The sequence below is a fragment of the uncultured Amaricoccus sp. genome (assembly GCF_937858865.1).
Classification (GTDB): Bacteria; Pseudomonadota; Alphaproteobacteria; order Rhodobacterales; family Rhodobacteraceae; genus Amaricoccus.
Map to the genome: position 1 here is coordinate 16,760 of NZ_CALLYO010000583.1, position 14,851 is coordinate 31,610.

General features: G+C 70.5%; 11 protein-coding genes and 1 tRNA gene. 4 read left to right on the top strand and 8 right to left on the bottom strand.

Going from position 1 to position 14,851, the window contains the following annotated elements; all coding sequences use genetic code 11:
• The 4 genes from fdhF to Q0112_RS17330 form a co-directional block, all read right to left on the bottom strand.
• Positions 1–2,886 (bottom strand): formate dehydrogenase subunit alpha, encoded by a 2,886-nt coding sequence (gene fdhF / locus Q0112_RS17315; RefSeq protein WP_297977256.1) that lies wholly within the window; start codon positions 2,884–2,886, stop codon positions 1–3.
• On the bottom strand, positions 2,883–4,415 hold the full coding sequence (locus Q0112_RS17320) for an NADH-ubiquinone oxidoreductase-F iron-sulfur binding region domain-containing protein (RefSeq protein WP_297977257.1): 1,533 nt from the start codon (positions 4,413–4,415) through the stop codon (positions 2,883–2,885). Before Q0112_RS17320 ends, fdhF begins: the two co-directional genes overlap by 4 nt.
• Positions 4,412–4,888: a formate dehydrogenase subunit gamma gene (locus Q0112_RS17325; RefSeq protein ID WP_297977258.1), complete on the bottom strand. Its 477-nt coding sequence runs from the start codon at positions 4,886–4,888 to the stop codon at positions 4,412–4,414. Before Q0112_RS17325 ends, Q0112_RS17320 begins: the two co-directional genes overlap by 4 nt.
• Before the next feature lie 186 nt (positions 4,889–5,074).
• Positions 5,075–5,977: a LysR family transcriptional regulator gene (locus Q0112_RS17330; protein WP_297977259.1), complete on the bottom strand. Its 903-nt coding sequence runs from the start codon at positions 5,975–5,977 to the stop codon at positions 5,075–5,077.
• A gap of 247 nt (positions 5,978–6,224) precedes the next feature.
• Between Q0112_RS17330 and Q0112_RS17335 the strand changes: the two genes are divergently transcribed.
• Positions 6,225–7,700, top strand: a complete 1,476-nt coding sequence (locus Q0112_RS17335; protein WP_297977260.1) for a nucleobase:cation symporter-2 family protein — start codon at positions 6,225–6,227, stop codon at positions 7,698–7,700.
• 80 nt (positions 7,701–7,780) lie between these two features.
• Here the strand turns inward: Q0112_RS17335 and Q0112_RS17340 are convergent.
• Positions 7,781–7,856 (bottom strand) — tRNA-Ile (locus Q0112_RS17340).
• 105 nt (positions 7,857–7,961) lie between these two features.
• Here Q0112_RS17340 and purM point away from each other — a divergent pair.
• Positions 7,962–9,005, top strand: coding sequence for a phosphoribosylformylglycinamidine cyclo-ligase (gene purM, locus Q0112_RS17345; protein ID WP_297977261.1), 1,044 nt, complete (start codon positions 7,962–7,964; stop codon positions 9,003–9,005).
• Positions 9,002–9,604: a phosphoribosylglycinamide formyltransferase gene (gene purN / locus Q0112_RS17350; protein WP_297977262.1), complete on the top strand. Its 603-nt coding sequence runs from the start codon at positions 9,002–9,004 to the stop codon at positions 9,602–9,604. The genes purM and purN overlap by 4 nt, the downstream gene beginning before the upstream one ends.
• Before the next feature lie 78 nt (positions 9,605–9,682).
• On the opposite strand, the gene Q0112_RS17355 is transcribed toward purN, so the two are convergent.
• A complete protein-coding gene (locus Q0112_RS17355) occupies positions 9,683–11,389 on the bottom strand; it encodes a bifunctional sulfate adenylyltransferase/adenylylsulfate kinase (RefSeq protein ID WP_297977263.1) in 1,707 nt (568 codons plus the stop codon).
• Between the two features lie 210 nt (positions 11,390–11,599).
• Here Q0112_RS17355 and Q0112_RS17360 point away from each other — a divergent pair, with 210 nt between their 5' ends.
• Positions 11,600–13,300: an iron ABC transporter permease gene (locus Q0112_RS17360; protein ID WP_297977264.1), complete on the top strand. Its 1,701-nt coding sequence runs from the start codon at positions 11,600–11,602 to the stop codon at positions 13,298–13,300.
• Positions 13,301–13,340: 40 nt separating this feature from the next.
• Here Q0112_RS17360 and Q0112_RS17365 read toward each other — a convergent pair whose 3' ends face one another.
• The gene (locus Q0112_RS17365) at positions 13,341–14,354 is read right to left on the bottom strand and encodes an extracellular solute-binding protein (RefSeq protein ID WP_297977265.1); all 1,014 of its coding nucleotides are present in this window, start codon (positions 14,352–14,354) and stop codon (positions 13,341–13,343) included.
• Between the two features lie 95 nt (positions 14,355–14,449).
• The coding region (locus Q0112_RS17370) for a translocation/assembly module TamB domain-containing protein (protein WP_297977266.1) at positions 14,450–14,851 on the bottom strand (402 nt) is incomplete at its 5' end.

Genomic DNA, 14,851 nt, shown 5'->3' on the forward strand with positions numbered 1-14,851 from the left:
CTACTCGGCGGCCGGCAGGATGCGCCGCGACTGCTCGGCGCGCGCGGCATATTCCTCCTGCCACTCGGTGCGGCCGTTCGAGAGCGACACCTGCACCGCCGTCACCTTGTACTCCGGGCAGTTGGTCGCCCAGTCGGAGAAGTCGGTGGTGACGACGTTGGCCTGGGTGTCGGGGTGGTGGAAGGTGGTATAGACCACCCCCGGCATCACCCGGTCGGTGACCTGCGCCCGCAGCGAGGTCTCGCCGGAGCGGGAGGCGAGCTTGACCCAGTCGCCTTCCTTGATGCCGCGCTGCTCGGCGTCGTGCGGATGGATCTCGAGCAGGTCCTCGTCGTGCCAGACGACGTTCGCCGTGCGCCGGGTCTGCGCGCCGACGTTGTACTGGCTGAGGATGCGCCCGGTGGTCAGCAGCAGCGGGAAGCGCGGGCCGGTCCGCTCGTCGGTCGCGACATATTCGGTGACGATGAACTTGCCCTTGCCGCGCACGAAGGTGTCGACGTGCATCACCGGCGTGCCCTCCGGGCGCGCCTCGTTGCACGGCCACTGCACCGATCCCTTCTCGTCGATGAGGTCGAAGGTCACCCCGGCGAAGGTCGGCGTCGTCGCGGCGATCTCGTCCATGATCTGCGAGGGATGGGTATAGGTCCAGTCCCCCCCCATGGCGTTGGCGAGGAGCTGGGTCACCTCCCAGTCGGCATATCCCGCCCGCGGCGCGATCACCGTACGCACGCGGTTGATGCGCCGCTCCGAGTTGGTGAAGGTGCCGTCCTTCTCGAGGAAGCTCGAGCCGGGCAGGAAGACGTGCGCGTAGTTCGCCGTCTCGTTCAGGAAGAGGTCGTGCACGATCACGCATTCCATCGCCGCCAGCCCGGCGGCGACGTGGCGGGTGTCGGGATCGGACTGCAGGATGTCCTCGCCCTGGCAGTAGAGCCCCTTGAAGGTGCCGGCGACCGCGGCGTCGAGCATGTTGTTGACCCGCAGGCCCGGCTCGGTGTCGAGCGTGACGCCCCAGATATCCTCGTAGGTCGCCCGCACGTCGGCATGCTTGATGTGGCGGTAGCCGGGCAGCTCGTGCGGGAAGGAGCCCATGTCGCAGGATCCCTGCACGTTGTTCTGGCCGCGCAGCGGGTTCACGCCGACGCCCGGGCGCCCGATGTTGCCGGTCATCATGGCGAGGTTCGCGATCGCCATCACCGCCGTCGAGCCCTGGCTGTGCTCGGTGACGCCGAGCCCGTAGTAGATCGCCGCATTGCCGCCGGTGGCGTAGAGCCGGGCGGCGGCGCGCAGCTCGGCCGGGTCGATGCTGGTCAGCGGCGCCGTCGCCTCCGGGCTGTGGCGCGGGTCGGAGATGAACTCGGCATAGTCGCGGAACTCGTCCCAGTCGCAGCGCTCGCGGATGAAGGCCTCGTCGATCAGGCCCTCGGTGACGATGACGTGCGCCATGGCCGAGATGGCCGCAACGTTGGTGCCGGGCCGCAATGCGAGGTGGTGCGCCGCCTCGACGTGCGGCGAGCGGACGAGGTCGATGCGCCGCGGGTCGAGGACGATGAGCTTCGCCCCCTCGCGCAGCCGCTTCTTCATCCGGCTGGCGAAGACCGGGTGGCCGTCGGTCGGATTGGCGCCGATGACGACCATGACATCGGCCTGCTCGACCGAATCGAAGTCCTGGGTGCCGGCCGAGGTGCCGAAGGTCTGGCCGAGCCCGTAGCCGGTCGGCGAGTGGCAGACGCGCGCGCAGGTGTCGGTGTTGTTGTTGAGGAAGACGGCGCGGGCGAGCTTCTGCACCAGGTAGGTTTCCTCGTTGGTGCAGCGGCTCGAGGTCAGGACGCCGATCGACTTGCGCCCGTAGGTCTGCTGCAGCGCCTTGAGGCGGGTGGCGGCGTAGGTGATCGCCTCCTCCCAGCTCACCTCGGTCCACGGCTCGTCGATCGAGTCGCGGATCATCGGCTTCAGGATGCGGTCCTTGTGGCTGGCGTAGCCGTAGGCGAAGCGGCCCTTGACGCAGGAATGCCCGTGGTTCGCCTTGCCGTGCCGGTAGGGCATCATCCGCACCAGCTGGTCGCCGTTCAGCTCGGCCTTGAACGAGCAGCCGACGCCGCAGTAGGCGCAGGTGGTGATGATCGAGCGGGTCGGCATGCCGAGCTCGGCGATCGACTTCTCCTGCAGCGCCGCGGTCGGGCAGGCCTGCACGCAGGCGCCGCAGCTCACGCAGTCCGAGGAGAGGAAGTTGTCGCCCGCCATGCCGGCCGAGACGACGCTGTCGAAGCCGCGGCCCTCTATCGTCAGCGCGAAGGTGCCCTGCACCTCGTCGCAGGCGCGCACGCAGCGCGAGCAGACGATGCACTTGGCCGGGTCGAAGCTGAAATAGGGGTTGCTGTCGTCCTGCGGCAGGTAGCGCGGGTTCGCCTCGCCGTTGCGCTGCGGCGCGGCGTGGTTGTCGCCCGGCTCGTAGCGGATCTCGCGCAGGCCGACGACGCCGGCCATCTCCTGCAGCTCGGTGCCGCCGTTCGCGGTCGAGGTCAGGAAGTCGCGCGGATAGTCGGAGAGGTAGAGCTCCATCACGCCCTTGCGCAGGCGGCGGACCTTCTCGCTCTGGGTGTGCACCACCATCCCCGCGGCGACAGGCGTCGTGCAGGAGGCGGGCAGGCCGCGGCGGCCCTCGATCTCGACGACGCAGAGCCGGCAGGAGCCGAAGGCCTCCATGCTGTCGGTGGCGCAGAGCTTCGGCACCGGGATGCCGGCGAGCGCCGCCGCGCGCATCACGCTGGTGCCCTCCGGCACCTCGACCGCGAAGCCGTCGATCGTCAGCGAGACCATCTCCTCGGAGCGGGAGGGGGGCGTGCCGAGGTCGCGGTCGGCGTCCCAGGGAATGACGAAGTCCTTCATTCGGCAGCCTCCTTGTGGCTGGCGCTGAAATCCTCGGGGAAGTGCCGGAGCGCCGACATCACCGGGAAGGGGGTGAAGCCCCCGAGGGCGCAGAGCGAGCCGTCCTTCATGGTATCACAGAGGTCGGTCAGGATCTCGACCCCCGCCGCGTCGCCGCGGGCGATGCGGTCGATGGTCTCGACTCCCCGGACCGAGCCGATGCGGCAGGGGGTGCACTTGCCGCAGCTCTCGACGGCGCAGAACTCCATGGCGAAGCGGGCCATCTTCATCATGTCGACCGTGTCGTCGAAGACGACGATGCCGGCGTGGCCGATCAGCCCGCCCTGGCCGTCGAACTCCTCGTAGCCGAAGGGGGTGTCGAACTTGCCGACCGGCATGTAGGCGCCGAGCGGGCCGCCGACCTGCACCGCCTTCACCGGCCGGCCGGAGGCGGTGCCGCCGCCGATCTCCTCGACGATCTCGCCGAGCGTCATGCCGAAGGCGGTCTCGAAAAGGCCGCCGTACCTGACGTTGCCGGCGATCTGCAGCGGGATGGTGCCGCGCGAGCGCCCGAGGCCGAAGTCCTTGTAGAAGGCCGCGCCCTTCTCGAGGATCACCGGGACCGAGGCGAGGGAGATCACGTTGTTGATGATGGTCGGCTTGCCGAAGAGGCCGGCGATCGCCGGCAGCGGCGGCTTGGCGCGGACAACGCCGCGCTTGCCCTCGAGCGAGTTGAGCAGGCTCGTCTCCTCGCCGCAGACGTAGGCGCCGGCGCCGACGCGCACCTCCATGTCGAAGGCCCGGTCCGAGCCGAGCACCGAGCGGCCGAGGAGGCCGGCGTCGCGCGCGATGGCGATCGCGGCCTGCATTGCCGCGATGGCGTCGGGATATTCCGAGCGGACGTAGAGATAGCCCATGTCGGCGCCGACGGCGATGCCGGCGATCACCATGCCCTCGATCAGCACGAAGGGGTCGCCCTCCATGATCATCCGGTCGGCGAAGGTGCCGCTGTCGCCCTCGTCGGCGTTGCAGACCACGTACTTGCGATCGGCCTTCGCGTCGAGGACCGTGGCCCACTTGATGCCGGTCGGGAAGCCGGCGCCGCCGCGGCCGCGAAGGCCGCTCCCGGTCACCTCGTCGACGATGGCGCGGCCGTCCATCCCGAGCGCCCGGCGCAGGCCGGCGAGGCCGCCGTTCGCCTCGTACTCGGCGAGCGAGAGCGGGTCGGTGAGGCCGCAGCGGGCGAAGGTGAGCCGGGTCTGGCGGGCGAAGAAGGGGATTGCCTCGACCGGCCCGAGCGCCAGCGGATGTGCGCCGAAGCCGGCATCGAAAAGGCCCGGCACGTCCGCCGCGGAGACGGGCCCGAAGGCGGTGCGCCCGGCCGCCGTCTCGACCTCGAGGAGGGGCTCGAGCCAGATCATGCCGCGGGTGCCGTTGCGAACCAGTTCGACGGCGAGGCCGCGGCGCTCGGCCTCGGCGGCGACGGCGCGCGCCACGGCATCGGCGCCGAGGGCGCGGGCGGCGGCGTCGCGGGGGACGTAGATCCTCATGCGCCCGCCTCCTCGAGGAGCGCGGCGACGCGCTCGGGCGAGGCGCGGCCGAGCGGCACGTCGTCGAGCATCGCCGAGGGGCCGCAGGCGCAGAGCCCGAGGCAGTAGACCGGCTCGACCGTCAGCCGCCCGTCGGCTGTGGTGCCGTGCCAGTCGACCCCGAGGCGGGCAAGCGTCTCGGCGGCCGCCGCCTCGCCGCCCATCGCCTGGCAGGCCTCGGCGCGGCAGAGGCGCAGCACGTGGCGGCCGCCCGGCTCGGCGCGGAAGTCGTGGTAGAAGGAGACGACGCCGTGCACCTCGGCGCGCGTCTGGTTCAGCGCCTCGGCGATCATCGGCACTGCCTGCTGCGGCACATGGCCGAAGGCCTCCTGCAGCGCGTGCAGCATCGGCAGCAACGGCCCCTCGCGCCCGAGATGCTCCTCGATGATGGCGGCGATATGTTCGGTCGTTGGCGCTGCCTGACTCGGTCGCATGACGACCCCTCCCGGTGGCTCGGTCCTTCCGTCCCATCTGGCCCGCATCCATGCAGATCTCAATATCGACGTTTCGTGGATCGATAGGGATCTCTTATCGGCGCGGTGGGAACCCTTGGACTCCATTACCTTCTATAATAGCCCGCCGTGCCGCCGATTTCATGGGCAATCGACCATTCTTGACCCTCAGCCGAACCCCGCCTCGCCCACGTCCGAGATCGACCGGCTCATCTGCACCAGCGCCTCGAGGATCGGCGTGTGCGGCTCGCGGTAGGGGGCGATCAGGCCGACCGAGTGCGGCGGGCGGATCGCGCGCATCGGGATCACCCGGAGCGGCCGGCCGACGGCGAGGAACTCGGCGAGCTGGCGCGGCAGGATCGTCCCCCAGTCGCCGGCCTCGACATGCGCCATGATCACGACGGTCGAGTTCGACTGGATGGCGGCATCGGCGGCGATGCCGGCCTCGTAGAGGTTCTGGTTGACGATGCGCCGGTTCTGCATGTCGGGGGTGAGCAGGCAGAGCGGCAGGCCGGCGAGATCCTCCCAGGCGATCTCGGCCCGGTCGGCGAGCGGATGGTCCTCGCGGCAGACCCAGCGATAGGTCTCGCGGTAGAGCGGCACGGCTGTCACCTGCCCGAGCGGCTCGTTGTCGAGATAGGAGATGCCGGCGTCGACCTGCAGGTTCTCGATCATGGCGAGGATCTCGATCGAGGTCTGCGAGCGGATGGTGAAGCGCACGTTGGGATGCGCGCGGCTGAAGCGCACGGTCAGCCCGGCCGCCACCGTCAGCGCCGTCGGGATGATGGCGAGGCGCAGGTCGCCCGAGAGCCCGTGCCGCGCCGCCCGCATCTCCTCCCTGAGCGTCCGGGTGTCGCCGACGATGCGCCGCGCCCAGTGCAGCACCCGCTGCCCCTCGGGCGTCAGGCCGCCGAAGCGCGAGCTGCGCCAGACCAGCATCACCCCGAGCTGTCCCTCGAGCTGCTTGATCCCGGCCGACAGGGTCGGCTGGGTGATGCCGAGGCTCTCGGCCGCCCGGCCGAAATGCTCCTCGCGGGCGAGGGCGATGAACATCTCGAGCTTGTCGATCAAGGAAACCCCCCGGCATGATCGCGGCATCCGCGCCCGAGGCTAGCGCACTCCGCCTGCGAGGGAAGCCCGCCGTCGCGCGGCGGGCGGACTTTCAGGCATATCCCGAAGGTGCTTTCGCGGCGGGCCATCTGGACAGAATGCCGCAGAAAACTGACCATCGCCGCACGGACCGGATCGGGAACAGCGCCTCGCGCCTGGGCACCCGCAACGACAGGACCGGATTCACCCAAATCAGGAGAAACGCCGGATGGCAATAGCCACGCATCCCGTCGACGAGGTGCTGCCAGCACCGAAGCTCTTCACCCTCGGCCTGCAGCACGTGCTCGTCATGTATGCCGGCGCCATCGCCGTCCCGCTCATCATCGGCCGCGCCCTCGCGCTCGAGCCGAGGGACGTCGCCTTCCTGATCTCCGCCGACCTCTTCGTCTGCGGCATCGTCTCCATCATGCAGTCCTTCGGCATGGGCCGGTATTTCGGCATCAAGCTGCCGGTGATGATGGGCGTCACCTTCGCCTCGGTCGGCCCGATGGTCTCCATGGCGGTCGCCAACCCCGGCCCGGACGGCGCGCGCATCATCTTCGGCGCGATCATCGGCGCCGGCGCCATCGCCATCCTGCTCGCGCCGCTGATGAGCCGGCTGCTGCGGTTCTTCCCGCCGGTGGTCACCGGGACGATCATCCTCGTCATCGGCGTCTCGCTGATGCGCGTGGGCATCAACTGGATCTTCGGCAACCCGGTCGGCCCGACCGCGCCGCGGCTCGTCAACCCCGAGCATACCGCCTGGCTCGATTCGCTGCGCGGCCTCGGCACGGCGGTGCCGCCGATCCCCGAGGGGCTGAAGCTCGCGCCGACCGTCAACAACCCGGCCTATGCCTCGATCTCCAACATCGTCCTGTCGCTCGTCGTGCTCGGCGTCGTCGTCGGCATCGCCCGCTTCGGCCGCGGGTTCATGTCGAACATCGCCGTGCTCGTCGGCATCATCGTCGGCGGCATCATCGCCGCGGCGCTCGGCATGATGGACTTCCACAAGGTGGGCGAGGCGGCCTGGTTTGCGCCGATCACCCCCTTCCACTTCGGCACGCCGGTCTTCCACGTCGTCCCGATCATCACCATGACCCTCGTCATGATCGTCGTCATGATCGAGTCGACCGGCATGTTCCTGGCGCTGAGCGACATGACCGGCAAGAAGATCACCCCGACCGAGCTCTCCGCCGGGCTGCGCATGGACGGCCTCGGCACCATCCTCGGCGGCATGTTCAACACCTTCCCCTACACCTCCTTCTCGCAGAACGTCGGCCTCGTCGGCGTGACCGGGGTGCGCTCGCGCTTCGTCTGCGTCGCCGGCGGCGCCATCATGATCGTGCTCGGCCTCATCCCCAAGATGGGCGCGCTGGTCGAGGCGCTGCCGACGGTGGTGCTGGGCGGCGCGGGCGTCGTGATGTTCGGCATGGTCGCCGCCACCGGCATCCGCATCCTCGCGGCGGTGGACTTCAAGACGAGCCGCAACAACCTGTTCATCGTTGCGATCTCGCTCGGCCTGAGCATGATCCCGCTGGTGGCGCCGGACTTCGAGATGTGGCTGCCGCACGCCATCGAGCCGCTGATCGACTCCGGCATCCTGCTCGCCGCGATCAGCTCGGTGGCGCTCAACATGATCTTCAACGGTGCCGGCGGCAGCGAGGAGGATCTCCGCGCCGCGGCCATGGCCGACGGCGGCCACTGAGCCCGCACGAACCGCGAAGGGGCCCGGCGCGCGCCGGGCCCCTTCGGCATTGGCAGGGGCCACCCGCCGCGGCGCGCCCCTGGTAGGCCCGGCAGGATTCGAACCTGCAACCCAAGCGTTATGAGCGCTCTGCTCTGACCGTTGAGCTACGGGCCCCCGGCCCCTGCTAGCTTGGCCGGGTCGCGAGCGTCAAGCGCGTGTTCCCTTGGCCGTGCGCATGCGCTAGAGGGGCGGCGCGGGAGTGCGCAGCGGAGACGTGTCGTGACCGATCGCCGGAACGGGCTGACCTATGCCGATGCCGGCGTCGACATCGACGCCGGCAACGCGCTGGTGGAGCGGATCAAGCCGGCGGCGGCGGCCACGGCGCGGCCGGGAGTGATGGCGGGCCTGGGCGGCTTCGGCGCGCTCTTCGACCTCAGGGCCGCCGGATACGCCGATCCGGTGCTCGTGGCGGCGACCGACGGGGTGGGGACGAAGCTGAGGCTCGCGATCGAGACCGGGCGGCTCGGCAGCGTCGGGATCGACCTCGTCGCGATGTGCGTGAACGACCTCGTGTGCGAGGGGGCCGAGCCGCTCCTCTTCCTCGACTATTTCGCGACCGGCCGGCTCGACGTCGAGGCGGCCGCGGCGGTGATCGAGGGGATCGCGGCGGGCTGCGCCGAGGCCGGAGCGGCGCTGGTCGGCGGCGAGACGGCGGAGATGCCGGGGATGTACGCGGGCGGCGACTTCGATCTCGCCGGGTTCGCCGTCGGGGCGATGGAGCGGGGGAGCGCGCTGCCGCAGGCGGTGGCGGCGGGCGATGTGCTCATCGGGCTCGCCTCGAGCGGCGTGCATTCCAACGGCTTCAGCCTGGTGCGGCGCATCGTGGCGGCAAGCGGACTCGGGTGGGAGGCGGCCTCGCCCTTCGGCGAGGGAAGCCTCGGCGCGGCGTTGCTCACGCCGACGCGCATCTACGTGCGGCCGGCGCTGGCGGCGATCCGGGCCGGGGGCGTGCGGGGTCTCGCGCATGTGACCGGCGGCGGGCTGACCGAGAATCTGCCGCGGGTGCTGCCGGCGGGGCTGGGGGCGGCGATCGACCTCGACGCCTGGCCGCTGCCGCCGGTCTTCGCCTGGCTGCGCGACGCGGGCGGGGTGACCGAGGCGGAGATGCTGAAGACCTTCAACTGCGGCATCGGCATGGTCGCCGTGGTGGCGCCGGACCGGGCGGAGGCGCTCGCCGGCCTGCTCGAGCAGGCGGGCGAGGCGCCGATCGCCATCGGGCAGGTGGTGCCGGGGGCCGGCGTGCGCTATTCGGGGGCGCTGTGAGGCGCAGGCGGGTCGCCATCCTCATCTCCGGGGGCGGCTCGAACATGCTGGCGCTGGCGCGGGACATGGCGGCCGCCGATCATCCGGCCGAGGTCTGCCTCGTGCTCGCGAACCGCCCGGAGGCCGGCGGGCTGGTGCGGGCGCGGGAACTCGGGCTGCCGGTGGCGGCGGTCGATCACCGCGCGTTCGGGGCCGACAGGGCGGCCTTCGAGGCGGCGATGGCGCGGCCGCTGGCGGAGAGCGGGGCGGAGATCCTGTGCCTCGCCGGCTTCATGCGGGTGCTGACGCCGCGGTTCATCGCCGCCTGGGAAGGGCGGATGCTCAACATCCATCCGTCGATCCTGCCGCTCTTCCCCGGGCTCGACACCCATGCCCGGGCGCTGGCGGCCGGGATGGCGGTGCATGGCTGCACCGTCCACGAGGTGACGGCCGAGCTCGATTCGGGGCCGATCCTCGGGCAGGCAGTGATCGCGGTCGAGGCAGGCGACACGCCGGCGAGCCTCGCGGCGCGACTCCTTCCCATGGAGCACCGGCTCTATCCCGCCGTCCTGCGGCGGTTCGCCTCGGGGGACCGGCGGCCGGTGGCGATCCTCGGGTGAAGCCCGCGGACGCACGGTGCCAAAAGAAAATCCCCGCCGACCGGCGTCGGCGGGGATTTCTTCCTTCGGCAGTGCCCGTCAGGCCCGGATCAGCCCCATGTTCTCTAGCTTCAGGATCACCTGCTGGGCGCAGTAGTCGACGTCGAGGTTCTCGGTGTCGAGCACGAGCTCGGGCGTCTTCGGCGCCTCGTAGGGGTCGGAGATGCCGGTGAATTCCTTGATCTTCCCCTCGCGCGCCAGCTTGTAGAGCCCCTTGCGGTCGCGCCGCTCGCACTCCTCGAGGCTGGTCGCGACGTGCACCTCGACGAAGGCGCCGTAGGCCTCGACCATCTCGCGCACCGCGCCGCGGGTCGCCTCGTAGGGCGCGATCGGCGCGCAGAGGGCGATGCCGCCGTTCTTGGTGATCTCCGAGGCGACATAGCCGATGCGGCGGATGTTGATGTCCCTGTGCTCCTTGGAGAATCCGAGCTCGCTCGACAGGTGCTTGCGCACCACGTCGCCGTCGAGCAGCGTCACCGGCCGCCCGCCCATCTCCATGAGCTTGGTCATCAGCGCGTTGGCGATCGTCGATTTGCCCGAGCCGGAGAGGCCGGTGAAGAAGACGGTGAAGCCCTGCCTGGCGCGCGCCGGCTTCGACTTGCGGAGCTCGGCGACGACGGCGGGGAAGGAGAACCAGTCGGGGACCTCGAGCCCCTCCTGCAGGCGCCGGCGCAGCTCGGTGCCGGAGATGTCGAGGATCGTCATTCCTTCCTCGACCTCGTCGCGCGGCTCATACTGCGCCTTCTCCTGGACGTAGACCATCTGCTTGAAGTCGACCATCTCGACGCCGATCTCGTCCTGGTGCTTGCCGAAGAGCTCCTGCGCCTCGTAGGGGCCGTAGAAGGGATTGCCCTTCGAATCCTTGCCCGGCCCGGCATGGTCGCGCCCGACGATCATGTGGGTGCAGCCGTGGTTGCGCCGGATGATGCCGTGCCAGACCGCCTCGCGCGGGCCGCCCATGCGCATGGCGAGGTTGAGGAGCGAGAGCGTGGTCGTCGAGGCCGGATACTGGTCGAGCACCGCCTCGTAGCAGCGCACGCGGGTGAAATGGTCGATGTCGCCGGGCTTGGTCATGCCGACGACCGGGTGAATGAGCAGGTTCGCCTGAGCCTCGCGGGCGGCGCGGAAGGTCAGCTCCTGGTGCGCCCGGTGCAGCGGGTTGCGGGTCTGGAAGGCGACGATCCGCCGCCAGCCGAGCTTGCGGAAATAGGCGCGCAGCTCGTTCGGCGTGTTGCGCCGCGAGCGGAAGTCGTAGTGCACCGGCTGCTGGATGCCGGTGATCGGCCCGCCGAGGTAGACGGGCCCCGAGCGGTTGACGAGGAAGTTCACCGTCGGATGCGCCGTGTCCTCGGTGGCGAAGACGCCGCGCGCCTCGGCCAGCCGGTCCGGCGTCCAGCGGTCGGTGACCGACATGATGGCGAGGATGACGCCTTCCTGGTCGCGCAGGGCGATGTCCTGGCCGGGCTCGATCGTCGCGGCGAAGGCCTCGCTCACGTCGAGGGTGATCGGCATCGGCCAGAGGGTGCCGTCGGCGAGGCGCATCTCGCGGACCACGCCGTCGTAGTCCTCCTGCCCGAGGAAGCCCTTGAGCGGGTGGAAGCCGCCGTTCATCAGCAGCTCGAGGTCGCAGATCTGGCGAGGCGTCAGGTCCCAGGACGGCAGGTCCGCCGCCTCGAGCTTGAGCTTCGCCGCGCTGTCGGCCGAAACGTAGAGCTCGGGGATCGGCGTGAGATTGCTGGCAGTCATTTCTGGGGTACCTCGGAAAGCTGATTCGACAGGGCGGTCCTAGCAGCCGCGCCGCGCGCGGTCAAAGCGCCTCGGGCCGTTCATCATGATAAATTCGCCGCGGTGCAGCATCGGCGAACGCGCCTGAAATCAAAGTCGATTCCGGTGCCCCGCCGGCGCAATATCGCTGCGCGGACCCGCGAGCGGTTGTCCGCCGGGGCGCGGACGGCTATGCCGCCGGCGAGCCCGAGAAGCGGAGAGACGAGCTTGGCGGAGCGGTTCCTTTACGCGCTGGCGTGGCTGGTGGCCGCCGCCTGCCTCGCACCGATCGCCGCGGCGGCGGTGGCGGCGCTGGCCGGGGATCTCGCGACCTGGAACGGCCTCGTGACGACGGTGCTGCCGGTCTATGTCGTCAACACGCTGCTTCTCGTGCTGCTGGTCGCGGCCGGCGCGGCGGCGGTCGGCACCGGGGCGGCCTGGCTCGTCACCATGTACCGCTTTCCGGGCGTGCGGATCCTCGAGGTCGTCCTGGTGCTGCCGCTCGCCTTTCCCGCCTATGTCCTTGCCTACGCCTATACCGACCTCCTGTCGCATCCGGGCCTGGTGCAGAGCACGCTCAGGGCGGTGACGGGCTGGGGGCCGCGCGACTACTGGTTCCCGAACGTCCGCTCGCTGCCCGGTGCGGCGACGATGCTCGTCTGCGTCTACTATCCTTACGTCTACCTGCTGGCGCGGACGGCCTTCGCGCAGCAGTCGGCGACGGCCTATCTGGCGGCGCGGACGCTCGGGCAGGGGCCGTGGGGCGCCTTCTTCCGGGTCAGCCTGCCGATCGCGCGCCCGGCGATCGCCGCGGGGACGCTGCTCGCGGTGATGGAGACGATCGCCGACTACGGGACGGTCGCGCACTTCAACGTCAGGACCTTCTCGACCGGCATCTACCAGTCGTGGTTCGCCATGCAGGACCGGGCGGCGGCGGCGCAGCTCGCGCTCTGCCTGCTCGGCTTCGCGCTGCTTCTCGCCGCGCTCGAGCGGGTCCAGCGCGGCCAGACCCGCTCCTACATGCGCGGCGGCGGCAGGCTGGGCGGGATGGCGCGGCAGCCGCTCGCGGGCTGGCGCGCGGCGGCGGCGAGCCTCCTCTGCCTGCTGCCCGTCCTCGTCGGCTTCATCCTGCCGGCGGTCGTCCTCGGCGGGATGGCGGCGGGTTCGGGCCAGAGCGTCCTCGATCCGCGCTACCTGCGCTTCGTCAGCCACTCGCTCCTGCTCGCGGGCTGCGCGGCGGCGGTGACCGTCGCCGGCGCCATCCTGATCGGCTTTCGCGCGCGGATGCGGCCAGGGCGGAGCTCGCGTCTGCTCCTGCTCGGGGCGGGGCTCGGCTATGCGGTGCCGGGTGCAGTGATCGCCGTGGGGCTCCTCGTGCCCTTCGCGGGGCTCGACAACCTCATCGACGCCTGGGCGCGGGAGCGGTTCGGCGTCTCGACCGGGCTTCTCTTCACCGGGACGATCGGGCTCCTCGTCGTGGCCTACATGGTCCGCTTCATGGCGGTCGCGCTCAACGCCTTCGACGCGGGTCTCGCCACGGTCAGCCCGCATATCGACGCGGTCGCCCGCACGCTTGGCCGCGGACCGATGGGGCTGCTCGGGCGGGTGCATCTGCCGGTGCTGCGCGGCAGCCTGCTGACGGCGCTGCTGATCGTCTTCGTCGACAGCCTGAAGGAGCTGCCCGCGACGCTCATCATGCGGCCGTTCAACTTCGACACGCTGGCGGTGCAGGCCTATCGGCTCGCCGCGGACGAGCGTCTCGCCGCCGCCGCGGTGCCGAGCCTTGTCATCGGCGGGATCGGGCTCCTGCCGGTCGTCCTGCTCTGCCGGGCGATCTCGGCCGAGGGACGCAAAGCGGCCGGGGCAGCGGCGCCCCGGCCGTCGCCGGCGTGATGGCACCGGCCCGCCGCGGGGCGGGCCGGCGCCGATCGGGTCAGGGGAAGCCGATCTCGTTGAAGATCGCCTGCGCCTTCGGCTGGTTCTCGCCGAGGGCGGAGAGGTTCAGCGTGTCGCTGGTGAAGGTGCCGAAGGAGGCGGGGACCGCCGCCACCTCGGCATCCGGCGCGGCCGGGTACTCGTAGTTCTGGTTGGCGAAATAGGCCTGCGCCTCGGGCGTCGCGAGATACTCGAGGAAGCTGATCGCCGCGTCGCGGTTCGGCGCGTTGGCGGCGACCCCGGCGGCGGCGACGTTCACGTGCGTGCCGGTCGTCTCCTGGTTGGGGAAGATCACCCCGATATTCTCCGCACCCTCGATGATGCCCGCCTCCTCGTTGCCGACGCCGCGGAAGAAATAGTAGGTGTTCGCCACCGCGATGTCGCAGGCGCCGGAGACGACGCCCTTGATCTGGTCGCTGTCGCCGCCCTCCGGGGCGCGCGCGAGGTTGGCGAGCAGCCCCTCGGCCCAGGCCTTGGCCGCCTCCTCGCCGTGGTTGGCGATCATCGCCGACATGAGCGAGAGGTTGTAGACGTTCGACGACGAGCGGATGCAGATCTTGCCCTTGTAGGCCGGATCCGCCAGCGCCTCGTAGGTCTGCGGCGGGTTCTCGACCCGGTCCTTGGCGTAGAGGATCACCCGGGCGCGCTGCGAGAGGCCGAACCACTTGCCGTCGGGGTGGCGCAGGTGGGCGGGGATGCGCTCCTCGAGCACCGCGGATTCGACCGGCTGCAGCAGGCCGTCGCGGTCGGCGAGCCAGATGCGGCCGGCGTCGACGGTCAGGAAGATGTCGGCCGGGCTGTTGTCGCCCTCGGCCTTCAGGCGCGCGATCAGCTCCTCGGGCGAGCCCTCGATGCGGTTCACCGCGATGCCCGTGGCGGCGGTGAAATTGTCGTAGAGCGCCTCGTCGGTGTCGTAGTGCCGCGAGGAGTAGACGTTGACCTCGGCGGCCAGGACAGGCGCGGCGGCGAGTGCGGCAAGCACGGCGGCGATTGTCGATCTGATGGGCTGCATGCGGATCTCCCGTGTTTTCCGACTGAATGCGTCAGGTATAGGGACCGACGGTCGGCGGGGAGTCAACCGGGGAAAACGGCAGATCCGGTCGAGTGTCAGTAGTCGCGCTCGAAGAAGACGCCGAAGGTCGTGTTCCCGTCGGAGCCGACCGAGGCGCGGGCGGTGACGTTGCGGTTCACCTCGAGATTGACGGCGGCACGGCTCTCGCCGCGCGTGTCGGACTGGACGTCCAGATAGACGTTCTCGCTCAGGTACTTGCCCGCCCGGACCGCTGTCGCGCCGGAGTCCTCGGTGATGATGTCGAGGTCGTCGAGGCCGGTGGCGCCGCGGATCTGGCTCATGATGCCGGGGCCTCCGCCGCCGCCGGCGAGCTCGGCCGCGGCGGCGGCGAGCTGCGCGAGCTGGAAGGCGGAGAGATCGGCGGTGGCGCGGTTGAAGAGGACGCGCGCCAGCACCTCGTCCTGCGGCAGGGGAGGCTCGGAGGAGAAGGTGATCTC

What these genes read in the sequence shown, in the direction of transcription:
- Q0112_RS17335 (WP_297977260.1), top strand. Translation starts at nt 6,225, where the DNA reads ATGGCAATAGCCACGCATCCCGTCGACGAGGTGCTGCCAGCACCGAAG.
- Q0112_RS17365 (WP_297977265.1), bottom strand. Translation starts at nt 14,354, where the DNA reads ATGCAGCCCATCAGATCGACAATCGCCGCCGTGCTTGCCGCACTCGCC.
- Q0112_RS17320 (WP_297977257.1), bottom strand. Translation starts at nt 4,415, where the DNA reads ATGAGGATCTACGTCCCCCGCGACGCCGCCGCCCGCGCCCTCGGCGCC.
- Q0112_RS17360 (WP_297977264.1), top strand. Translation starts at nt 11,600, where the DNA reads ATGCCGCCGGCGAGCCCGAGAAGCGGAGAGACGAGCTTGGCGGAGCGG.
- Q0112_RS17355 (WP_297977263.1), bottom strand. Translation starts at nt 11,389, where the DNA reads ATGACTGCCAGCAATCTCACGCCGATCCCCGAGCTCTACGTTTCGGCC.
- Q0112_RS17325 (WP_297977258.1), bottom strand. Translation starts at nt 4,888, where the DNA reads ATGCGACCGAGTCAGGCAGCGCCAACGACCGAACATATCGCCGCCATC.
- fdhF (WP_297977256.1), bottom strand. Translation starts at nt 2,886, where the DNA reads ATGAAGGACTTCGTCATTCCCTGGGACGCCGACCGCGACCTCGGCACG.